This window comes from Archangium gephyra (assembly GCF_049060025.1).
GTDB classification, from domain to species: Bacteria; Myxococcota; Myxococcia; order Myxococcales; family Myxococcaceae; genus Archangium; species Archangium gephyra_A.
This window is the reverse complement of the sequence record NZ_JBMEQQ010000002.1, coordinates 10,261,135-10,282,959: the sequence shown is the minus strand read 5'-3', so window position 1 is coordinate 10,282,959 and position 21,825 is coordinate 10,261,135. Positions and strand designations below refer to the sequence as shown.

General features: G+C 69.1%; 15 protein-coding genes and 1 pseudogene. 10 read left to right on the top strand and 6 right to left on the bottom strand.

Annotated elements, in window-relative coordinates; translation table 11 throughout:
* Positions 1–191 precede the first annotated feature (191 nt).
* The 3 genes from ACN28I_RS44935 to ACN28I_RS44925 all read right to left on the bottom strand — a co-directional run bounded on the left by ACN28I_RS44935 (position 192) and on the right by ACN28I_RS44925 (position 3,207).
* Positions 192–1,367, bottom strand: a complete 1,176-nt coding sequence (locus tag ACN28I_RS44935; RefSeq protein WP_420948015.1) for an FG-GAP repeat domain-containing protein — start codon at positions 1,365–1,367, stop codon at positions 192–194.
* Between the two features lie 364 nt (positions 1,368–1,731).
* The gene (locus tag ACN28I_RS44930) at positions 1,732–2,292 is read right to left on the bottom strand and encodes a metallophosphoesterase (protein ID WP_420948014.1); all 561 of its coding nucleotides are present in this window, start codon (positions 2,290–2,292) and stop codon (positions 1,732–1,734) included.
* 162 nt (positions 2,293–2,454) lie between these two features.
* The gene (locus ACN28I_RS44925) at positions 2,455–3,207 is read right to left on the bottom strand and encodes a transposase (RefSeq protein WP_420948013.1); all 753 of its coding nucleotides are present in this window, start codon (positions 3,205–3,207) and stop codon (positions 2,455–2,457) included.
* Between the two features lie 54 nt (positions 3,208–3,261).
* Between ACN28I_RS44925 and ACN28I_RS44920 the strand changes: the two genes are divergently transcribed.
* The 8 genes and pseudogenes from ACN28I_RS44920 (at position 3,262) to ACN28I_RS44885 (ending at position 16,905) form a co-directional block, all read left to right on the top strand.
* Positions 3,262–3,963 (top strand): siderophore-interacting protein, encoded by a 702-nt coding sequence (locus ACN28I_RS44920; RefSeq protein WP_420948012.1) that lies wholly within the window; start codon positions 3,262–3,264, stop codon positions 3,961–3,963.
* Between the two features lie 613 nt (positions 3,964–4,576).
* Positions 4,577–6,962, top strand: a pseudogene (locus ACN28I_RS44915) (DNA gyrase/topoisomerase IV subunit A).
* A 12-nt stretch (positions 6,963–6,974) separates the two neighbouring features.
* Positions 6,975–8,912, top strand: coding sequence for a DNA gyrase/topoisomerase IV subunit B (locus tag ACN28I_RS44910; protein ID WP_420948011.1), 1,938 nt, complete (start codon positions 6,975–6,977; stop codon positions 8,910–8,912).
* 62 nt (positions 8,913–8,974) lie between these two features.
* On the top strand, positions 8,975–10,411 hold the full coding sequence (locus tag ACN28I_RS44905; protein ID WP_420948010.1) for a PEGA domain-containing protein: 1,437 nt from the start codon (positions 8,975–8,977) through the stop codon (positions 10,409–10,411).
* A 47-nt stretch (positions 10,412–10,458) separates the two neighbouring features.
* Positions 10,459–11,682 (top strand): PEGA domain-containing protein, encoded by a 1,224-nt coding sequence (locus ACN28I_RS44900; protein WP_420948009.1) that lies wholly within the window; start codon positions 10,459–10,461, stop codon positions 11,680–11,682.
* Between the two features lie 48 nt (positions 11,683–11,730).
* Positions 11,731–14,217 (top strand): signal peptide peptidase SppA, encoded by a 2,487-nt coding sequence (gene sppA / locus ACN28I_RS44895; RefSeq protein WP_420948008.1) that lies wholly within the window; start codon positions 11,731–11,733, stop codon positions 14,215–14,217.
* 313 nt (positions 14,218–14,530) lie between these two features.
* Positions 14,531–16,036, top strand: a complete 1,506-nt coding sequence (gene rho / locus ACN28I_RS44890; RefSeq protein ID WP_420948007.1) for a transcription termination factor Rho — start codon at positions 14,531–14,533, stop codon at positions 16,034–16,036.
* Positions 16,037–16,134: 98 nt separating this feature from the next.
* Entirely contained in the window at positions 16,135–16,905 is a 771-nt protein-coding gene (locus tag ACN28I_RS44885) for an alpha/beta fold hydrolase (protein ID WP_420948006.1), read from the top strand.
* A 9-nt stretch (positions 16,906–16,914) separates the two neighbouring features.
* Here ACN28I_RS44885 and ACN28I_RS44880 read toward each other — a convergent pair whose 3' ends face one another.
* The gene (locus ACN28I_RS44880) at positions 16,915–18,516 is read right to left on the bottom strand and encodes a serine/threonine-protein kinase (RefSeq protein ID WP_420948005.1); all 1,602 of its coding nucleotides are present in this window, start codon (positions 18,514–18,516) and stop codon (positions 16,915–16,917) included.
* A 262-nt stretch (positions 18,517–18,778) separates the two neighbouring features.
* On the opposite strand from ACN28I_RS44880, the gene ACN28I_RS44875 reads away from it, so the two are divergent.
* Both ACN28I_RS44875 and ACN28I_RS44870 read left to right on the top strand, forming a co-directional pair.
* Complete coding sequence (locus ACN28I_RS44875) at positions 18,779–19,153, top strand: glutaredoxin domain-containing protein (RefSeq protein ID WP_420948004.1); 375 nt, start codon at positions 18,779–18,781, stop codon at positions 19,151–19,153.
* Between the two features lie 248 nt (positions 19,154–19,401).
* Positions 19,402–19,902 carry an HPP family protein gene (locus ACN28I_RS44870; protein WP_420948003.1) on the top strand — a complete coding sequence of 167 codons (501 nt, stop codon included), beginning with the start codon at positions 19,402–19,404 and terminating at the stop codon, positions 19,900–19,902.
* A 27-nt stretch (positions 19,903–19,929) separates the two neighbouring features.
* On the opposite strand, the gene ACN28I_RS44865 is transcribed toward ACN28I_RS44870, so the two are convergent.
* A complete protein-coding gene (locus ACN28I_RS44865) occupies positions 19,930–21,111 on the bottom strand; it encodes a heparin lyase I family protein (RefSeq protein WP_420948002.1) in 1,182 nt (393 codons plus the stop codon).
* Between the two features lie 296 nt (positions 21,112–21,407).
* The gene (locus ACN28I_RS44860; RefSeq protein WP_420948001.1) at positions 21,408–21,809 is read right to left on the bottom strand and encodes a hypothetical protein; all 402 of its coding nucleotides are present in this window, start codon (positions 21,807–21,809) and stop codon (positions 21,408–21,410) included.
* Positions 21,810–21,825 lie beyond the last annotated feature (16 nt).

Below are 21,825 nucleotides of genomic sequence, written 5' to 3'. Positions count from 1 at the left end.
TCCGTGAACGAGGCCGGAGGGGTGCGAGCGATTGTGGAGCACCTGGGCCTGCCCACGGCAGGTGCGAGGCTGGCCCCGGCGCGCGGGCCCCTCACACCTCGTGCCACCTCGGCGTGTGGCGCACGCACAGGTGCGGCGCGCGCGCAGTCATTGCCGTCGTCGCGGGCGATCCCGTCCGGGGCGCTCGTGCACTAGCGCAGGCACTTGCCTTGGAGCGTCACGAGCCCGTTGTTGTAGTCCGCGATGGCGATATCACCGCAGCCGTCTCCGGAGAAATCACCGAGCGCCAGACCCTGCGGCGCGTAATGGCTCGCATACGGAATGGAATAGAGCATCTCCGGCCGCAACGCCCCGGCTTCCTGGAGGTAGACGCCCACCTTGTACCATCCACCGTGCAGCACCACGACGTCGTCGTCTCCGTCCCTGTCGATATCCGCGACCTGGACGGACTCCGGGATGTCGTAGGACGAGATGGCCCTGGGGCCGACGAGGTTGCCGTTGGCGTCTTGCTCCATGAGCCACAGGACCGTCGGACTGTTGCCGGGCTTCGACAACACCACGTCGGTCCGTCCGTCGCCGTTCACGTCACCGAGTCCAATTCCACCGGTCAGCACGCTCTGCCCCATGAAGTAGCTGTTGGGGGTCGTGCCGAGGGCGCTGGTGCCATCATGCAGGTGGACCGAGAGGTTCGGCACGGCGTAGAGCTGCCCGGACATGACGGCGAGGTCCGGGATGCCGTCGCCGTTCAGGTCACCGACTTCATGGTCATTGTAGCCCGCCGCCTTCGTGGCGAACGGGACGATCCGCGAAAAGGCCCCGGTGCCGTCGCCGTAGAAGAGGGAGGCGCCGCGGCTCCAGCCCAGGGAGATGATGTCGAGCTTGCCATCGCGGTTCACGTCCGTGGCGGCGAGCGTGTCCGCATCACGGTCGGCGACCACGACGGCGGGCCGGAGGCCACCTGTCGCCTTGTCCGCGAGCAGGACACTGAGCCCCGACCCGTGACCGACGACGACGTCCAGACAACCGTCCCTGTTCAGGTCCGCCAGCGCGATTCCATTCCGATTCGCGGTGGCGGCGTAGGGATACGACACCGGCGTGCCGAGGCCGCCACTCTCCTGCTGAGGGAAGACGAAGACGCGGTAATCGCTTGCGGCATCGAAATAATAGGTCGTCGTCATGACGACATCGGGGCGCCCGTCGCAGGAGACATCACCGATCGCCACCGCCTCCGGCGAGCTGCCGACGGGACGGCTCGTGTACGCGCCGAGGGAGAACTGGACACCCGCGAGGCTGCTCCGAAGGGCCGAGTCCGGCGACGAGTTGGAGGCTTCAGGCGCGGGGGAGCCCGCGCCGTCGCGATAGCGCATGGGCCCCTCCGCGCCAACGAGCGCTCTGCCATACACATCCATGGGCGTGTCGTGGAGAGGCACCGCGCCCTGATTGACCGGGGCACCTGATTCATCGCACCCCACGGCCAACGCCATCGCCACCAGACAAGACACCGCGTATTGACGCATTGATGTTCTCCTTTGCCGCACATCAGCGGAAGTAAGCGCTTATAACCCGGGATGGTGACAAAAAACCTCGGAGGTGGTGTCTCGGAAAGGCGTCGAAGAACTCCGGAAGTTGTCAGCCCTCCTCACATCGCGGGCGAGAACCCACGGAGCATAGGAAAAACGAAGGCCCTTCTGCGGGATGGGGCCCTGGGACTCCACCGGCTCCGCCCGGCGGCTACTCGGCGGCCGCGGGCGACCTCGGCAACATCATCGCATCCCCAGCGTGGCGCAAGATGATCTCCGTGTGTACCGCCTTCGGTTGATGCGCCAACAGCACCAGCGGCCGGCTCATGTCCCTGCCCGCGAGCGCTCTGGCGAGGTCTTCGCGAAACCCCTCCGCGAGCCCGGCCGCGTCCGAGTCGTCGGTGCCCGCCAAATCCACGACGTGCCCTCCTCGAGCCAGCTCCACGCGCTCGTTTCGCAGCACGCGAATGCCCAGCGTCGTGAGGTGCGCGCACCAGGCCGCGGCGCCCGCGTGGTACTCGTGGTTGCCCGTGACGAAGAAGCAGCCGAACTTCGATGACAGTCGCGCGAGCGGCGCCACGTCGGCAGCGAGCTGCTCGACACTGGCGTCGACGAGGTCTCCCGTTACCACCACGGCGTCGGGCGAGAGCCGGTTCACCGCGTCGACGACCTTGCGCAGAAAGGCGTGGCCCGTGGTGGGGCCCAGGTGCACGTCTGACAACTGCACCAACCTGAACCCATCGAGCGCTGGATGCAGCTTCGCCAATGGCACCTCCACTCGCTCCAATCGAAACCGCCGCCCCTCGACCGCCGCCCATACACTGGCCCCCCGCCCGCGTATAGGCGGGATAGAAGCCATGCCCCTGCCCTGACCGCCCTCGTTTGAGGAGAGAGGCAGGGGAGTTGGGGCGTGTTGACAGCGGCTGCGCCAGGTTCAGCACCACGCCCGCTGGGGTGGTCCCCGGGCCGGGGCCCGCTTCAGCGCCTGCGTGGGAAGTCCCAGGTGCTCCAATATCGAGCGCACCCCAGCGGGGGCCGTCACATCCGCCAGCACCTTTCGCCTGCCTCCGCACCGCGGACAGGCGAACACGTCTAGTGCGAACGTCCTGCGCAGCAGCCCGGCCCAATCCACCCGCGCCGTCCTCTGCTTCCTCGGCTCCTCCACCGTCGCGGCCAAGCAGAGGCTCTCCTTCTGTGGGCCCGCCTCCGTCCCCGCTTGAGGGAGCAGGAATGGACGGAGCCTGGCGCCCGGAGCGAAGACGCCATGAAACCTCGTGAGGTTCGCCCGAGGCGGAGGCACCAGGGACGCCACACGCCGTAACAGTTCCAGCCCGGTGAAGAGCAGGTGCGTGGTGCCGTCTGGCAGCGGGCGCTTCATTCGGTAGGCGATGCGGCCGTCCTCCGCTCGTGACAAACGCTCCAGCGCCAGCGCACCGCGCGCCCCGTAGCGGCACAGCCGCTCCAGGCCCTGCCTGTCGTTGGCGTGAAGGTGCGTGTTGGCATGCAGGGAGAAGCCCTCCAGGACGGCGCACCGGGGTTGCTTTCGCGGAGGGGGCCGCACGTCCACCTCCGTCCAGCGCAGCCGCTGCTGCAGCGAGTGCGCTTGGTACGCCTGCAGCGCGTCCTCGGGCCCTTGCGCGGGCAGAGTCCCGGAAGTGACACCGCTGAGCCCTTCATGTTTCTTCATGCTCGCGACAGGGGCTCCCCGGGTAGCGTTGGTGCCTCCCCCACGAGGACCGCCATGACTTCTGCCAAAGCCGCCGTCCAGGGCCTCATCGGCCGCATTCTCTTCCGAGACGCCACGGTGACCCGCGTGGAGGATGTCGGCCGCCGCTTCCGCCGGCTGGTGCTCTCGGGGCCTGCCTTGCGTGGAGTGAACTGGACCCCAGGCGACAAGCTCCAAATCTTCCTGCCGGGTATTGGGACGAGGACCTACACGCCCCTGCGCTGGGACCCGAGCACGGGCGAGACCGAGCTGCTCGCGTATCTGCACGGCGACGGGCCGGCCACGCAGTGGGCAAAGACGGCCAGCCCCGGGGCCGCGCTCCAGGTCTTCGGACCCCGAAGCTCGCTCGTCGTCGGCGGTACCTCCCCGGCAGTGGTCTTCGGCGACGAGACGAGCCTGGCGCTGGCGCGGGCCAATGGCGTGCCCGGAAGGACGGTCCTCGAGGTCACCGACCCTGGCGAGACCCGAGCGGCACTCGACGCCCTGGGTTTCAGCGGCGCGACGCTTGTCGCCCGCCAGGCGAACGAAGCCCACCGTGAGGCGCTGGTCGACGCGGTCATCAAGGCGCTCCAGGCGCACCCCGGGGCTCCACTCGTCCTCTCGGGCCGCGCGGCAGCCATCCAGGTCGTGCGCCAGGGACTCAAAGCCCGAGGGATCGGCCTCGCGACCGTCAAAGCCAAAGCGTACTGGGCACCCGGTAAGGTTGGGTTGGACTGAAGCGGGGCGAACTACCGCTCCAACGCCAGCGCGCCACACGCCCCGTTGGAGGCAGCGGCTGCTCGCAACCGTTCCCATCGTGCGGAGGCCTGCCTCCCCGCCAGCAGGGCTCACGGCCCCTGCTCACGCCCCTCCGCTCGCCCGGAGTCCTACCGGGTAGGAGAACCACGCACGTCGTGTCAGACCCCCGAGGCAGGATGCGCCCATGGTCCTCGCAGCCGGGTCCATGACGCACCGCCTGACCCCCCTGCCCTACCTCGGAGGGCAAGCAGGCCCCTCTCCGCCCCCCCCGCCCGCCTACCCTTCAAGTAGGTTTTTCTTCCCACCCCCAGTACGTCTCCGCTCCCACCCCTCGTCCCGGTCCCCACCCAGGCAGGCAAGCGTGACGACCCCACCTTCAAGGCCCTCCACCACTCGATTTCGTGGCCCGAAACACTGAACGGATGTATAGACACTCCACCCCCGAGGCGTTGCAACCCCTCGAATTTGTTCCCTTTCACAGTGGGCCGTGCTACTCCCGCCGGCCCATCTCTTTCCGTACCGGGCCCGGAGTGCGCGAGCCGCGCCCCGCGTTCCAGAGGGATACGGACGGTCCTGACCTGAACACATGAGCATGCTCGCACAAGCGGAAAACAAGACGCGCAAGAAGCAGGGAGCCTCGGGCGGCGGTGGCGATGGTGTCGCCGCGGCCGCGGGAGGCGGTGGCGGTGGTGCCACGCCCGCCTCGCTCGCCGATGAGGCCCGCCGCCGCTACCTCAACTACGCCCTCTCCGTCATCACCTCACGCGCCCTGCCCGACGTGCGTGACGGCCTCAAGCCCGTGCAGCGCCGCATCCTGTACGGCATGTGGAACGACCTCAACCTCTCGCACGACGCCAAGTACAAGAAGTGCGCCCAGGTCGTCGGCGCCATCATGGGCCCCTACCACCCGCACGGCGACACCGCCATCTACGATGCCCTCGTGCGCATGGCGCAGGACTTCTCCCTGCGCTACCCCCTCGTGGACGGCCACGGCAACTTCGGCTCGCTCGATGGCGACGCCGCCGCCGCCTACCGTTACACCGAGTGCCGCCTGGAGAAGCTCTCCGAGGAGCTGCTCAACGAGCTCGGCCAGAAGACGGTGGACTTCCGGCCCAACTACGACGGCACGCGCACCGAGCCCATCGTCCTGCCCTCGCGCGTTCCCCACCTGCTGATGAACGGCACCACGGGCATCGCCGTGGGCATGGCCACCAACATCCCTCCCCACCACCTGGCGGAGCTGTGCGACGCGCTCACCGCGCTCGTGGATGACTCCAACCTCACCGTCAAGCAGCTCCTCAAGTGGGTCAAGGGCCCGGACTTCCCCACCGGCGGAGAAATCCTCAACTCCCAGAAGGAGCTGCAGGAGATCTACGAGACGGGCCAGGGCAGCGTGCGGCTGCGCGGCGAGTACGAGCTGGAGGACCTCAAGAAGGGCGGCCAGCAGATCGTCATCACCTCCATCCCCTATACGGTCAACAAGTCCACGCTGGTGGCCAAGTTCGGGGAGATCGTCCGTGAGCGCAAGCTGCCGCTCATCGTGGACGTGCGCGACGAGTCCACCAAGGACGTGCGCATCGTCCTGGAGCTCAAGAAGGACGCCAGCCACGAGCTGGCCATGGCGTACCTCTACAAGAACACGCCGCTCCAGACGAACTTCAACGTCAACCTCACCTGCCTCGTGCCCAACCCGGAGAACCCCGAGGTCGGCACCCCCAAGCGGCTGGGGCTCAAGGAGATCCTCCAGTACTTCCTGGACTTCCGCCTGCAGGTCATCAAGCGGCGCATCCAGTACCAGCTCGACGAGCTGAAGAAGCGCGTCCACATCCTCGAGGGCTTCGAGAAGGTCTACGACGCCCTCGACGAGATGATCCGCATCATCCGCGCCTCCGAGGGCAAGCAGGACGCCGCCAAGAAGCTGATCGCCCGCTTCAAGCTGGATGAGATCCAGGTGGACGCCATCCTGGAGATGAAGCTCTACAAGCTGGCCCGCCTGGAGATCCTGGTGGTCCAGAACGAGCTCAAGGAGAAGCGCAAGCAGATCAAGGAGCTGGAGGCGCTGCTCAAGAGCAACCCGCGGCTGTGGGCCACGGTGAAGGAGGAGCTGGCCGAGGTGAAGGCGGCCTACGGCATGCAGAAGCGCCGCACCAAGGTGAGCCGCGGCGGTACCGAGGAGATGACCTTCGACGCCGAGGCGCTCATCGCCGACGAGGACGCCCACGTCGTCATCACCCGCGACGGGTGGATCAAGCGCGTGCGCGAGGTGAAGGACCCTGCCTCCACCCGTCTGCGCGAGGGCGATGCCGTCATGACGGTGCTCGCCGGCAGCCTGAGGGCGAACCTCGTCCTCTTCAGCAACTTCGGCACCGCCTACGTCACGCGCTTCAATGACGTGCCGGCCTCCACGGGGTACGGCGACCCGGTGCAGAAGCTGTTCAAGTTCGACGACGGCGAGCGCATTGTCGCCGCGCTGTCGCTCGACACCCGCCTGTGGCGCCCGGAGAAGCTGCTGGGGGTCACCCGGCACGGCATGGGCATGCGCTTCCCGCTGGCCCCGCACCTGGAGCTTCTCCACCCGCGCCGGGCGCCGCTACGCCAAGACAGGCGAGGGCGATGAGATCGTCGGCGTGCAGCCGGTGGAGGACAAGGATCTGGTGGGCGTGCTCACCGAGCGGACCGCCGCGCTGGTGTGCAAGGTGGCGGAGATCAACGAGCTGGCCGGCCCGGGTAAGGGCGTCACCGTCATGAAGGTAGACGCGGGAGACCGGGTGCTGGACTTCATCGTCGCCCCCCACGGCAACAAGGAGGCGGGGATCTCCTTCGAGACGCAGAAGGGCCGCAAGCTCACCCTGCACGCGGGCAAGTTTGAAATCACGGGCCGCGGTGGCAAGGGCCACGAGATGTCGCGCAAGGACGCGGTGAAGGAGGTGCTGCGTGCGCCCCTCTACATCCCGCTGCCGGAGCAGAAGAAGGACTAGCCGGAGACAGTCATGGCGACGACCAAGAAGACGACCTATACGGGCGCGGACATCCAGGTCCTCGAGGGCCTGGAGCCGGTCCGCAAGCGCCCGGCGATGTACATCGGTGGCACCGACAGCACGGGCTACCACCACCTGCTGTGGGAGATCCTCGACAACTCGGTGGACGAGGTCATCAACGGCTATGCGTCCACCGTGGAAGTCACGCTCCACAAGGATTGCCGCACGGTGACGATCACCGACGATGGGCGAGGCATCCCCATCGACATCATGCCCAAGTACAAGAAGCCGGCGGTGGAGATCATCCTCACCACGCTTCACGCGGGCGGTAAGTTCGAGCAGGGCAACTACATCCACTCGGGCGGTCTGCACGGCGTGGGCAGCTCGGTGGTGAACGCGCTGGCGCGCAAGATGGTGGTGGAGATCAAGCGCGACGGGAAGCGCCACGTCCAGACGTACGGGCGCGGCAGGCCCCAGACTCCGCTCAAGGCCGAGGGCCCGGCGCGGGGCACCGGCACCTCCATCACCTTCGAGCCCGACCCCGAGATCTTCGGCGAGAAGCTGAAGTTCGACGCGAAGCTCATCCGCGAGCGGCTCGAGGCGAAGAGCTACCTGCACAAGGGCATGACGGTCGTCTGGAAGGACGACACGGCCACGCCCCACGTGAAGGAGGAGTTCAAGCACGACGGCGGCATCGCCGAGTACCTCACCAAGGTGGTGGGCGAGCGCGGCAAGCCGGTGGTGCCGTCGGGCAGCACGGCCATCTTCTACCACTCGCGTGACAACGGGGTGCGCCTGGAGTCCGCGCTGGTGTGGACGGAGGCCACGGACGAGCACATCCGCTCGTACGTCAACGGCATCCCCACGCCGCTGGGTGGTACGCACGAGGCGGGTCTGCGCAGCGCCGTGGTGAAGGCGGTGCGCAACTACATCGAGACGCACGACATCGCGCCCAAGGGCGTCACCCTCACCGCGGAAGACATCCGCGAGGGCATGACGGCCATCCTCTCCACGTACGTGGTGGAGCCGCAGTTCCAGGGCCAGACGAAGGGGCGCCTCAACAACCCGGAGACCTCGGCCCAGGTGGACGGCGTCATCCGCCCCGCGCTGGAGAAGTGGCTCAACGACAACAAGACCATCGCCGAGTCGGTGGTGGCCCGCATCACCCTGGCCGCCCGCGCCCGCGAGGCCAGCCGCGCCGCCTCCCAGGCCATCAGCCGCAAGACGGCCGTCAGCCACCGGCTCAACCTGCCGGGCAAGCTGGCGGACTGCTCCTCGACCGACCCCGCGCAGAGCGAGCTCTTCCTCGTGGAAGGTGACTCCGCAGGTGGCTCGGCCAAGCAGGGCCGCGACCGGCGCACCCAGGCCGTCCTCCCGCTGCGCGGCAAGGTGCTCAACGCCGAGCAGGCCTCCACCGACAAGGTGGTGGGCAACAAGGAGCTCACGGACATCGTCAGCGCCCTGGGCTGCGGCATCGGCGGCGATTTCGACATCACCAAGCTGCGCTACGGCCGCATCTTCCTGATGATGGACGCCGACAGCGACGGCAACCACATCGCCACGCTGCTGCTCACCTTCTTCTACCGGCACCTGCGCCCGCTCATCGAGCAGGGGCACATCTACCTCGCCCAGCCGCCCCTCTTCCGGGTGGACATCGGCAAGGAGACGTACTGGGCGCTCGACGAGGTCCACCGCGACCGGATCATCCGCGAGAAGGTCAAGGGCAACGCCAAGCCCAACGTCATGCGCTTCAAGGGTCTGGGGGAGATGACGCCGGACGAGCTGAAGGAGACCACGCTCGATCCCAAGCTCCGCCAGAGCCTGAGGGTGACCATCGACAACCCCTTGCTCACCGACCAGGTGATCAACGACCTGATGGGCCGGGATGTCAGCGCGCGCTTCAAATTCATCATGGAGAGCGCCAACGAGGTCGAAGACCTGGACGTGTAGGACCCGAGGGCCCCAGCCGGGGCATGGTGTGCGGGCCCCTGGCTCGGCTAGCATCATGCCCCGTGCGATTGAAGACCCCCCTCGCCCTTTCGCTCGCGTTGCTGCTGGGCACGGCCTCCGCTGTCACCGAGGCCGCTCCCCGCCGTAGCCCGTCGACTTCGGCCCGCAAGTCGAAGAAGAAGAAGCCCGCCGCCGAGCAGAGCGCCCCCGCTCCGGAGTCCAGCACTCCGGCCAGCGAGGAGCCCCCGCCCCAGGCCGCGGATGCGCCCGTGGCGCCCGTGGCGACCCGGAACCTCGCCCCCGCCCCGGCCGCTCCCGCGGAAACGGCTCCAGCCGTCTCGCCCGCGCCTCCCACCTGGACGGACGGCGTCGCGGTGCTGGCCCTCCCCTCCAGCCCCAACGCCACCCCGGCGGCCGCCCGTGTCGAGACCGGGCTGCGTGACGCGCTCGGCGCCCGGGCGGAGGTGACGCTGGTGGACCTCGGGGCCCTCTTCCCGCCCCCGCCCGCCGCTTCCCTGGGGGAAGGTGATGCCCTCTTCGATGAGGGCAAGGGGCTCTACGACAACCTGGACCCGGAGGCCGCGGCGAAGAAGTTCACCGAGGCCGTGGCCTTCTACGAGCGCTACCCGGCGGAGGTGAAGCCGGAGCGGCTGGCCCGTGTCTACGTCTTCCTGGGGGCCTCGCGGCTGCTCAACGGAGACACCGCCGGAGCCCAGGAGGCCTTCACCCGGGCACAGCTCACCGCCCCCGCCCTCCAGCCCGAGTCCGAGCTCTTCGGCCAGGACGTGCACGAGGCCTTCAACGCCGCGAAGGTGGCCCTGTCCCGCCAGCCGCGCGGCACGCTCAGCATCGACTCCGTTCCTTCCGGCGCGCAGGTGGTGATGAAGGGCGAGCGCCTGGGCACCACGCCGCTGAAGGACGTGGAGCTCGCGCCCGGGTCCCACCCGGTGGTGCTCACCCTCCCCGGCCATGTCCCCTTCGGTGTCTTCCAGCCGGTGGCCCCTTCCCAGCGCGGCGAGCTGCGCCCCACGCTGGAGCCCATGCCCGGCCTGGCCGAGGTGCGCAGCCTCGCCGCCGCCGTGTCCGCCTCCCGCTCCCTCTCGTCCGACACGCTCCCGCCTGGAGTGGCGGAAATCGGCGAAAAGCTCGGCGCGCGCTACGTGGTGCTCGCCCGGGTGGAGCAGGACCGCAAGGGCCGCACCCAGGCCGTGCTGTATGCCTGGGACGTGCAGCTCAAGAACCGCCTGCGCGGGGTGAAGCTCGACCCCGAGGACTCCCGTGAGCGGGAGAAGGCCGTGAGCGAGGTGCATGACTTCCTCACCGGCAAGCACGTGCCCGGCCGCGCACTGCCCATCGCGCTGCCGGAGATGGTGAAGCAGCCCTGGTTCTGGGCGACGGTGGGCGGGGTGGCCGTCGCCACCACCGCGGGCATCCTGCTGGCATCCCAGCCCCAGAAGCCCTTGGGCGTCCGGCTGGGCAACTTCGGCTCTGGTTGGTAGCGATCATCGCGGCTCCTCCGGGTCCCGCGCTTCCGAGGTCCATTTCAATGAAAGCCCTTGCGCTTCTCCTGCTCCCCTCCCTCGCGCTGGCGGCCCCGCCGCCTTCCCGGCCCCAGCGCATCTCCTCGCTCCTCGTTCCCATGGATCCCACGGCCGAGGCGAGTGGCCCCAAGATGGAGAGCTACATGAACGAGGCCCTGGCCGAGTTCCAGAACTACACCCTGCGCAAGTCCGAGGATCTCTTCGGGCTGCCGCAGGATGATGAGGCGCTGGTCGCGCTCAAGCGGGGCAAGCAGGGGTACGAGGAGAGCCTCGCCGCCTTCGACAAGAAGGAGTACGAGGACGCGGAGCTGAAGATCCGCGCCACGCTGAAGGAGCTGCAGAAGGCCGCCTCGGCGATGACGGCCTCCTGCAATCCGCTGTGCGACGCCACCGCCCTCTACGCCGCGGTGATGCACCAGCGCGGCGACGTGGAGGAGGCGAAGCTGGCGCTGTTGGACCTGATGGCGCTCAACCCCACCTACGAGCTGGACACCAAGCGCTACAGCCGCGACTTCATCGCGCTCCGGGTGCAGGTGGCCACGAGCGTGCACGCGGCGCTGCGCGGTGGGGCCACGGTGAAGTCCCGCCCGGCCGGGGCGCGCGTCTACATCGACAACGAGTTCAAGGGCTACACCCCGTTGACGCTGACCACGCTGCCCGTGGGCAAGCACCTGCTGCGCCTGGAGCGCCCCGGCTTCCGCATGTACGGGCAGCTCCTCGAGGTGAGCCCGGACGACGTGGAGGCGAGCACCGCGCTGCAGCCCACCGAGGACTACAAGGCCTATGACGCCCGGCTGGATGGCGTGGCCAACGAGGTGATGCGCGCCAACGCGGCCTCCAGCACCGCGGTGGCCGGGCTGGGCAAGGCGCTCGGGCTGGAGCGGGGCTTCGTGGGCACGGTGCGGGACATTCCGGACAGCGGCACCACCGAGCTGGTGCTGGGCCTGTTCGACATGAAGGACGGCAAGCGGCTCGGCGTGCGGCGCGTGGTGCTGCAGGGCGACGAGTTCGGTCAGCTCAAGTCGGAGATGGGCCGGCTGGTCAATCACCTGCTGAACAATGCCGAGGGCGGCGCGGAGAAGCGGGTGAAGGCCTCGGATCCGCTGGAGAACAGTCACGGCATGGACGAGTGGAACCGCGAGGACCGTGGCGGCAAGCGGCGCGACCAGGAGAAGAAGTCCAAGAAGGGCGATCCGCTGGAGGGAGTGAACGGTACCGAAGATTGGTGAGTCACGGCGCTTGTACGCCGGAAGGCGGGGCCTAGAGTCCGGAGGGACATGCGTGCCCTCTCCCTGCTGATGCTGCTCCCCGGCCTCGCGCTCGCACAGACGGGGCTCATCGTCCAACCCGCCACGCCGCCGCGCGGGGTGACGCTCCCGCCCACCTCCGCCGCACTGGTGGACGAGGCCACAGCCCTCTCCGTCAACCCCGCCGGCCTGCGCTTCGTCGGGCCCGCGCAGCTCTTCTACCTGCACGAGCGCAACCTGGCGCGAGATCAGGTGGGCGACGGTGTCTACCTGGGCACGACGCTGCTGGGCGGGCTGGGCGCCGGCTTCAGCCTGGAGTGGATGCGCGGGCGCGGGCTGCCGGACTACCGCAAGACGTCCTTCGGCCTGGCGCTCGGCTCGCGCAAGCTGTCGCTGGGCGTGGGCTACCACAACCTCTCCTCGCGCGACGCCTCGCTGGACAGGCTGTCCGGCTTCGACCTGGGCCTCACCGTGCGCCCCACGCGCTTCCTCTCCGTGGCGGCGGTGGTGAAGGACGTGAACGCCCCCGTGGAGGGGCCCTTCACCCTCCCCCGCCGCTACAACCTCGCCGTGGGCGTGCGTCCCTTCGGGGAGCGCGTGACACTGGGCGCGGACTACCTCGCCGCGGAGGGCGCCTGGGACGAAGGGCGCCTCACCTACACGCTGCAGGCCGCCGTCGTGCCCGGGCTCGGACTGGGCGCGGGCCTCTCGCATGGCCTCGGGAGCGACCGCTCGCTGGCGCTCCAGTTCGCCGCCACCGTGGACACCTCGGGCTTCGGCGTCACCTACGCGGGCGGAGGCGCCGAGGGCGGTGGGTTGGACCACGTGGTGGCGGTGCGCCTCTCCAGCCAGAAGTACCCGTCGCTGCGGCTCGGCGGGGGCTCGGTGGCGATGGTGGACCTGGACGATGAGCTGAGGGCGCGCGGAGGAACGCTGGCGCTGCTCGGCTTCACCGAGCCGGACCCGTACCTGCGGCTGACGCGGTGGCTGGACGAGGCCACGAAGGATCCGCGCCTCAAGGGCGTGGTGCTGAAGGTGTCGGGCCTGCCGGGCGTGGACTGGGGCAAGGCGGACGAGCTGCACCAGGCGGTGCTGCGGATGCGCGCGGCCGGCAAGAAGGTGCTGGCCATCCTCTACAGCGTGGATGACCGGGAGTACTTCGTGGCCTCGGCCGCGGACGAGGTGTACGCGCTGCCCTCCGCCTCGCTGCTCATCAACGGGCTGGCCGCCCACGTCCTGTCGCTGGGCGGGACGATGGAGAAGCTGGGCGTCACCTGGGACGTGGCACGCGTGGGCGAGTACAAGACGGCCCCCGAGCAGCTCACCCGCCGCGACATGAGCCCCGCCCAGCGGGAGACGATCGAGGCCTACCTGGACAGCCAGACGGCCCATGACGTGGCGGCGGTGACGAAGGCGCGCCGCATCACCCCCGAGCGGCTCCGGGAGGCCTGGGCCAGCGGCATTCTCACCGCCACCCGGGCCAAGGACCTGGGGCTGGTGGACGGGCTGCTGCTGCCCGAGGAGCTGGACGACAAGCTGAAGAAGCTGGTGCCCGGGGCCTCGTACGACCCCACCTACTCGCCGCGTGACGAGCGGGAGCGCCGCTGGACGGGGCGCCGCCGCATCGCGGTGGTGCCGGTGCTGGGCACCATCGCCGGAGGCAAGAGCCGCAAGTCTCCGCTGGGAGGCGAGGCCATCGCCGGCGCGGAGACGGTGGCGCTCGCCCTGGAGCGGGCCCAGAGAGACCCGACCGTGGCCGCCATCGTGGTGCGGGTGGACTCGGGCGGCGGTGACGTCCTGGCCTCGGAGCTGATATACCGCGCCGTGCTGGAGGCCAGGAAGCACAAGCCCGTCATCGCCTCCATGGGGGACGTGGCGGCCTCGGGTGGCTACTACACCGCCATGGGCGCGGATGAGATCTGGGCCTCGCCCACCACCCTGACGGGGAGCATCGGCGTCTTCTACTTCAAGCCCGCGCTGCGCGGCCTGCTGGGCGACAAGCTGGGGGTGAACCAGGAGACCATCACCCGGGCCCCGATGGCCGACGTGCTCGACTCGTGGAAGCCGTGGACGGAGGCGGAGCGGAAGGCGGTGCAGGCCTGGGTGGACGCGGCCTACGACGACTTCATCACCCAGGTGTCCACCGCGCGGAAGCTGGACAAGGCGAAGGTGGACGCCGTGGCACGTGGACGGGTGTGGGCGGGGACGGCGGCCCGGGAGCACGGGCTGGTGGACGCGATGGGGGGGCTGACGGACGCGGTGGAGGCGGCGCGCAAGCGGGCGAAGGTGCCCGCCGGGGAGGAGCTGGACCTGGTGGTGATGGGCGATGCGCGGGGGCTGTTCTCCTCCCTGGGCGGCGAGCCCGGGATCGACGCGAGCCTGATTCCGGAGCTGAACCTGGAGCCCGCCCTCCCGCCGGGGCTCCAGGCGCTCGTGCGTGAGACGGGCCTGGACGCGCCCTGGATGCTGGAACCGGGGCTGAAGGCCGTTCAGCCCTACTCCCTGATGGTCCGCTGACGTGTCCGGCAGGACACGGAGGGGGCACGGAAGACGAAATTCTCCGGGCACCCGGCGGGTCCTCTGTTAATGTTGTAGAGCGCTTTCCGGTGGCCCTTCAGGCCGCCGGGACGCTCCAGGGGCCGGCGGTTCGGTCGGCGGGTGGCTCGTGCCAGGCGCGAGCTGTCCCCAAGACCCCGCGCCGGGCTTCTGTCCCACAGACCGCTGTACCTCGTGCGCCTCCGGCCGGGGACTTCTTCCCAGGGGACGTGCCGAACTCTCGTAGACCATGAGCGAAACCGACAACCGCGACCCCCGAGACCTCCCGACCCCCATGGCCGCCCGTGCCGAGGCGCCCCAGGACGTGGACGACGGCGATGACGAGGGCGATGACGGCCCTGACGAGGGCGAGGGCTCGGCCTCCGGACCGGGACAGCCCGGGAGTGGCCCGCCCGGCCCGGGTGGAGGCCGCCGCCGCCGCCGTCGCCGCCGCCGCAGGGGTGCCCAGGTGCAGTTCACCCCGGACGGGCAGGCCTACCGCATGGTGGCCGGTCCCGACGGCCAGCAGCAGCAGGTGTTCCTCACGCCCCAGGAGCTGCAGCAGTACCAGCAGCGCCTGGCCCAGCAGCAACAGGCACAGCCGCCGCCGCCGCAGGCGCAGCCGCAGCAGGCCCAGCACGTGCACCACCCGAGTGGGCACCAGGGCGGGCAGCCGAGGCAGCATCAGCCGGCCCCCCAGCCCTCGCTGGCGCCCGTGGAGGGCGTGCTCGACACCGAGGTGAAGGGCCCCAACGCCTACCTGCGGCAGCTCAAGCGCAACCTGCTGCCCGCCTCGGATGACCCGGAGATTCCGAAGAACCTGGTGCAGAAGCTCCGGCTGCGTCCGGGCCAGTACCTGAACGCGCTCGCGCAGACCAAGGGCAACAAGGGCCTCATCCAGCGCGTGGAGCAGGTGGACGGCCGCCCGTTGGACCAGGTGGGCCGGCTGCCCCACTTCGCCGACCTCACCTCCGTGGATCCGGTGGAGCGCATCAAGCTGGAGAACGGCCACCGGGAGATGGTGACGCGGGTGATGGACCTGATTGCCCCCATCGGCAAGGGCCAGCGCGCGCTCATCGTGGCGCCTCCGAAGACGGGCAAGACGATCATGCTGCAGCGGATCGCCCAGGCGGTGGTGACCAACCATCCGGAGATCCACCTCATGGTGCTGCTCATCGACGAGCGCCCCGAGGAAGTGACGGACATGCGCCGCAGCATCAAGGCCGAGGTGCTGGCCTCGAGCTCGGACCGGCCGACGGGCGATCACCTGAAGATCGCCGAGCTGGCGCTGGAGCGGGCGCGGCGGCTGGTGGAGGGCGGCAAGGACGTGATGATCCTCCTGGACTCCATCACGCGGCTGGCGCGCGCCTACAACAAGGAAGTGGACAACTCGGGCCGGACGCTCTCGGGCGGCGTGGACAGCCGCGCGCTGGAGCGGCCCAAGCGCATCTTCGGCGCGGCGCGAGCCACCGAGGAGGCCGGCAGCCTGACCATCGTGGGCACGGCGCTCATCGACACGGGCAGCCGCATGGACGAGGTCATCTTCGAGGAGTTCAAGGGCACCGGTAACTCCGAGGTGACGCTGGACCGTTTCCTGGCCGAGAAGCGCATCTTCCCGGCCATCAACATCGGCCAGTCGGGCACGCGCAAGGAGGAGAAGCTCTTCACCCACAAGGAGTACGAGAAGGTGAAGAAGATGCGCCAGATGCTCTTCTCGGTGAAGCCGGTGGAGGCCATGGAGGCGCTCATCAAGCGTCTCACCCGCTACACCTACAACGACGAGTTCCTCGAGGAGTTGTGAGCCGCTGAGACGTCTCACGGCGGCCCCAGGGGCCCGCGCTCCGCCCTCACCGGCGGGGGCGGGCCCTTCGTCTGTCTTGGGTTAGGCTCGCGGCCACCATGCCCATGCAGCGTGTTGGAGACCTCGAGGTGCACTACCGGGAGCGCGGTCAGGGCTCGCCCGTGGTGCTCATCCCTGGCAACTGGACCACGAGCCTGTGGTGGCAGCCCTTGATGGAGCTGCTCCCGTCCGGGTTCCGCGCCATCGCCCCTGACCTGCGCGGGCGTGGCCTCACCCGCGGCCCGGCGCTCCCGCAGGCCATCCCCACCCATGCGAAAGACCTGCACGGGCTGCTGGATGCCCTGGGGCTGATGCGCGTGCACCTGATCGGCCACTCCCTGGGCAGCGCGGTGGCCATGCAGCTCGCGCTCGAGCACCCGGAGCGCGTGCACACCCTCACCGTGCTGGCCCCGGCGTGGGTGGATGGCATGCCCGCGGCGTACAACCTGCCCGCGCACCAGCTCTCCCTCCACGACAACCGGGACTACTTCGCGGCGGCCATGCGGGGCATGGCCCCAGGCGCCCCGGACGATTCCCTGTGGCAGCAGCTCCTCGACGAGGGCCACCAGCAGCACCGCGACGCCTCGCTCGCCACGCTGCGGGCCCTGGTGGACTGGACCCCCGGCGAGCGCCTGAAGTCCCTGCACGCCATCCCCTCCCTGGTGGTGAGCGGCGAGACGGATCCGCTCTCCACCGTGGACATGGGCAAGCGCTGCGCCAGCCTCATGGGCGCCCGCCACCACGTGATGAAAGGCGTGGGCCACTCGCCCAACCTGGAGACGCCGCGCGACTTCCTCGGGGTGTGGAGCGAGTTCGCCGCCGAGCAGTGAGCTGCGGGCCTACGCCACGCGGTTCACCATCTCCGTCACCAGCGTCTGCGTCCCGGTGAGGCCCGAGGGGTCTCTCCGGGGCCGGGCCGTCTCCATGGTGGAGCCGTTCATCGCCCACCAGCGCTCGGCGTCCTCCTCCGTCCACTTCCCCGCGTCCGCGCATGCCTCCAGCGCCAGGCGCAGCTCCCGGGCTCCGACGTACCGGTCATCGGGATGCTTCGACAGGCAGCGCATGAGGACGTCGCACAGGTCCCTCGGCAGCTCCCGGCCCAGCCGCGCGCTCGGCGGCGTGGGAGCCGTGTGCAGGTGGTGCGAGCAGATCTCCACCGAGGTGCGGCCCTCGAAAACGTGACAGCCGGTGAGCAGCGCGTAGCCCACGGCCCCCAGCGAATACAGGTCCGCGCGAGCGTCCACCCGCCCCGGGGTGACGATGGCCTCGGGAGCCAGGTAGAGCGGCGTGCCGACGACCATGTGCACCCGCGAGCCGGACAGGTCATCGCTGCCCACTTCCTTCACCAGGCCGAAGTCGAGCACCTTCACCAGGTCCGGCATGCCGCGCCGCCGGCACAGGAACAGGTTGGCGGGCTTGATGTCGCGGTGGAGCAGCCCCAGCCCGTGCGCCTCCTCCAGCGCACCGCACACCTGGCGCAGCATGTGGATGACCCGCGCGGGAGGCTGGGGTCCATCCACCGTGAGCAGCCCGTCCAGGTCCACGCCATCCAGGTACTCCATCACGTAATAGAAGAGCCCATCCGCGGTGCGGCCGTAGTCGTAGATGGCGATGGTGTTGGGATGGGTGAGCTGGCTGGTGAGCTGCACCTCGCGCTCGAAACGCTCCAGCCCATGGCCGTCCGCGTCGTTGCGCAGCAGCTTGATGGCGGTGTGGCGGCGCAGCAGGGCGTGGCTGGCCAGATACACCTCGCCCATGGCGCCGGCGCCCAATCGCATGATGAGCGTGTATTGGCCCAGCTTGCGCGCCGCCTGCACCTGTTTGCGCAGGCCGTAGATGACATGGGAGACGAGGGTGGCCATGGTGACGGCCACGCCGCTCCAGAGCACGGCATCGAGCGTAGGCACGGCCGAGCCGGAGTGCGAGCGCGACATGGCCATCACGGCGACGACAGCCCCATCCGGCAGGGCGCCGAGCAGGGAGATCCAGAACGCCCTGCGCACGGTGCTGGGGACGATGACCGCGTGGGAGATGAGCGCGCCGTTGGTGCCGAGCAGCAGCGACAGGGGATCCGCGTCGAAGTAGGCGTCCAGCTTGAGGAGGAAGAGCACGCCCAGCAGGCCCGCGCCGTCCATCCAGGACAGGGTGCGCAGGGACAGGGACTCCCTGCGGCACACCTGCCAGAGGATGAGCGAGATGGCGGCGCCGATCAGATGGAAGGCGTAGCTGGGGTCCACCAGGGCGTGGGCCCAGGGCACGCCGACGAACAAGATGGCCGCCCCGGTGGTGACGACGTAGAAGGCGGCCGTCAGGAAGAACAACGCCCGGTAGAGGAGCTCCAGCCGCTCCTGCAGGAAGGCGCGAGCCTCATCCGACACGAGCGACGTCGCGTCGAGGGAGAGAGGCGACGAGAGGTGGGTCCTGACGGGGGAGAGCTCCATCGACCCCCTGTTCTACACCACCCGGACGGTAGGTGTGGATACCCCGTGCTCCCCGATAGGCTCCTTGGACAAAGGGAGGGGGTGGCCAGGCCAGGTCCGGCGAGCGCGCGGGAGGAACCGGCATCTACCGCATGCTTGGGGTTCGTCGCGCCCGGCTTCGCCGTCACCGGCCTGGCCACCGCTCCTCTCGAAGAAGAGAGACGCGAAGGCCGTCAGTCCCTGACATCGGCTTTTGACGCGGCATGTTAGGGTGCTGGCCCCTATGACCAACCCCCGTCCCATTCTTCCTGAAGACAAGCGCACCCCCGCCGTGGCCGAGGCGATGAACGGCTTCCACCGCGACGTCGTGGACCAGGTCCGCGCCGCCGTGGAGAAAGACTCCGTGGTGGTGGTGGGCATGGCGCAGAACCCCTTCGTCAAGAAGGTGCGCCAGGCGCTCGAGCAGGCCAACGTCCCGTTCACCTACCTCGAGTACGGCACCTACTTCGGCATGTGGAAGCAGCGGCTCGCCATCAAGATGTGGAGTGGCTGGCCCACCTTCCCCCAGGTCTTCGTCCGCGGGACGCTCGTCGGCGGCTTCGACGACACGCGCAAGGCGCTGGAGGATGGCTCGCTGAAGAAGCTGCTCGAGAGCTGAGCCTGCTCTCCTGCCCCACACCCCTGCCCTCGAGGGCATGTAGGCCCGTTGGCCCTACGGCTCCCGAGGGTGCGAGGCGCGCAGGGGTTGCGCGCGCCTCCGGCTTCGAGCGCAGGGCCTGCGCACGCGCCGCTCTCGTCCCTCGGGCGGCGGCATGGCGCTCCCTTTGCAGTGGAGATCTCCCACAAGGCCTCAGCAGCGTGGGCACGGTGTCTGGCGCGGCTCGGGCCTCCGATAGGAGCACGACCATGCGAGCCTTCCCCATGAACGACCGCCCGATGCCCTCCCTCAGCGAGCTGGACGAGGAGGTGCTGATGCCCGCCCCCGCCCTGTGCACGGTGGGGGAGATCATGGCGCGGGAGGTGATCGCGGTCCACCCGGACACCAGCCTGCAGATGGCGGCCGAGCTGATGCTGGAGCACGCCATCAGCGGAATGCCCGTGGTGGACGAGCAGGGGCAACTGTTGGGGATGGTGTCCAAGACGGACCTGGTGCGCCACGGGCTCGCCGAGGCGGTCGAGGCCGACATGACGCTTCCCACCGGCCAGCACGTCCTGGATGGAACCACCGTCGAGGACGTGATGACGCGGCAGGTGCTCAGCCTCCCGGAGGGCGCCTCCCTCATGGAGGCCGCGAAGATCATGGTCAACGCGGGCATCCACCGGGTGCCGGTGGTGACCGCCAAGGGAGCCCTGGCGGGGTTGGTGTCCACCTCCGACATCGTGCGCTGGGTGGCGGGGCTGCCGTAACCGGCGAGCCCCCTCCAGGGCCGGCGCTTACTGCACGTCCTGCAGGCTCCGGCCCTGGATCCACCCGTCGTGGTACACCACGCCCACCGGGACGATGGTGCTGTTCCGGTAGAGGCCCACCTTCAGGTAGTTGGTCTGACCCGCGTACATGGTGGCGGCGTAGCGCTTGGGCAGGACGAGCTGGCCATTGCGGTACAGCTCGACGAAGCCCACGCCCGGGTTGGACGACCACTTCACGTGGAAGATGAAGTCCTGCCACTGCCCGCGCACCAGCGGCGTGCTCCACACCACGGTGCTGCCGTTGACGCGCAGGTAAATGGTCTCGCCATTGACGTAGAACTCCACCGGCGGCGAGCCCGTGTTGCCGCTGTGGTGCCACTGGGTGAAGAGCTGCCACGTCTTCGCGCTGGGGAAGTCCGAGGCGAACATCGTGCTCCAGCGGTAGAAGTACTCGTCACCCTCCTTCTCGTTCGTCATCCGGACCAGCTCGTTGCGGTTGCCGCTGGCGCTGATGGGATTGTCGCCCTGGCGCACCGTGACCTTGATGGCATAGTTGCCCTGGCGCGCCGGCGAGGGCACCACCTGCAGCCGGTCCGCGCTGACCATCTGCGTCTTGCTCCACTGCGAGCGGTCGCCCGTCTCGAAATCGCCGCGCCACACCACACCGGTGCCCGTGCTGGGCGTGGAAGTCCCGCACACGCGGGCCTCGGCGATGCTGGCCCAATCGTTCAGGGTGTTGCCATTGACGTAGATGCGCACACGGCGCGTGGTGCGCTGAGCGAAGGAGTACGTCTCCGCCGCCGTCGTCGTGCCGCTGCTCTTGCCGGTGTAGACCGACGCGTAGCTCATCCCATCCGAGGACACGGACACGGAGAAGTTGCTGGCGCGCGTGTTGCCCTGGTGCCACGCGATGGCCACGCCCGAGACGGTTTTCAGGGAGCCCAGGTCGTAGTCGATCCACGAGCCCTTGCCGAAGTTGCTCCAGCGGGTGCCGAGCTGGTCGTCACGCGTGTTGCCCGGCACGTTGCCATCATTGCCGGAGGCAATCACCGACAACGTGGAGAGGGGCACGCAGTTCTGCGTGGTCAGCGCGTCCGATGCGACCCCCAGAGTCTCGGATGGCTCGCCGGAAACCAGGTCATCGGCGTTTCCGCAGCCGATACCAGCGAGGGCGATCAGGGATTCAACCAGCAGGAGGGTCTTCTTCACGTAGTGGCTCTCCATTGAGCTCGAGACAGACGGGGAGTGGGACCGGACCACCCGAGGGGGCCGGTGGACTGCGCACAGAGGTATTTGCGAGACGCGGCTCTCCCGTTGCGCCAATCAGGGACCTGCCCTGCTCAGCGAGAGGAATTGCACGCGGGTGTGAGGCTTTGACTCCTTGCCAAAGGCACGCGGAGCATCCCTCAACTTTGTCTTCCAATCAACACGCCGCGGCAAAGCCCGCGCGGAGAGCAGGCGAGCAGACGCCGGGCGGAAGGCCGATGGGAATATGAAAGTCGTTGCTAATCACAGACAGCTTTGCCAAGGGCCGCGTCCACGTGACAGCCCGCGCTGCCCAGCGTGACGCAGTCCACGGCCTGCACCCAGCCGAGGCGCTCGTCGCAGTAGACGCGCCGGGTACCCTCGCAGCGGTCCACGAAGGAGGCATCGCAGGCGGCGGCCGGGGCGTACACGCACTGCACGGAGTCCTCGTCCGTCTGCACGCAGGCGGCATTGGGCGCCTTGCACTCGCGGGGGGAGCGATGGGCCTCGAAGTCCGAGCCGACGTTGCACCACTCGTACTGGCTCTCGCCCACGCAGCGGGAGCTGAAATCGCACTGCTCCGAGACGAAACAGCCCGGCCCCACCAGGGACACCAGGGCAGCGAGGCAGAGCCAACGGCACAGGGACAGGGCGGACGTCATGGAGCGCTCCAGGAGG

Coding starts and splice junctions, on each gene's coding strand:
- ACN28I_RS44880 (WP_420948005.1), bottom strand. CDS start 18,516: ATGGAGCTCTCCCCCGTCAGGACCCACCTCTCGTCGCCTCTCTCCCTC.
- ACN28I_RS44875 (WP_420948004.1), top strand. CDS start 18,779: ATGACCAACCCCCGTCCCATTCTTCCTGAAGACAAGCGCACCCCCGCC.
- ACN28I_RS44935 (WP_420948015.1), bottom strand. CDS start 1,367: ATGCGCTATCGCGACGGCGCGGGCTCCCCCGCGCCTGAAGCCTCCAAC.
- ACN28I_RS44870 (WP_420948003.1), top strand. CDS start 19,402: ATGCGAGCCTTCCCCATGAACGACCGCCCGATGCCCTCCCTCAGCGAG.
- ACN28I_RS44860 (WP_420948001.1), bottom strand. CDS start 21,809: ATGACGTCCGCCCTGTCCCTGTGCCGTTGGCTCTGCCTCGCTGCCCTG.
- rho (WP_420948007.1), top strand. CDS start 14,531: ATGGCCGCCCGTGCCGAGGCGCCCCAGGACGTGGACGACGGCGATGAC.
- ACN28I_RS44920 (WP_420948012.1), top strand. CDS start 3,262: ATGACTTCTGCCAAAGCCGCCGTCCAGGGCCTCATCGGCCGCATTCTC.
- sppA (WP_420948008.1), top strand. CDS start 11,731: ATGCGTGCCCTCTCCCTGCTGATGCTGCTCCCCGGCCTCGCGCTCGCA.
- ACN28I_RS44925 (WP_420948013.1), bottom strand. CDS start 3,207: ATGAAGAAACATGAAGGGCTCAGCGGTGTCACTTCCGGGACTCTGCCC.
- ACN28I_RS44900 (WP_420948009.1), top strand. CDS start 10,459: ATGAAAGCCCTTGCGCTTCTCCTGCTCCCCTCCCTCGCGCTGGCGGCC.
- ACN28I_RS44885 (WP_420948006.1), top strand. CDS start 16,135: ATGCCCATGCAGCGTGTTGGAGACCTCGAGGTGCACTACCGGGAGCGC.
- ACN28I_RS44910 (WP_420948011.1), top strand. CDS start 6,975: ATGGCGACGACCAAGAAGACGACCTATACGGGCGCGGACATCCAGGTC.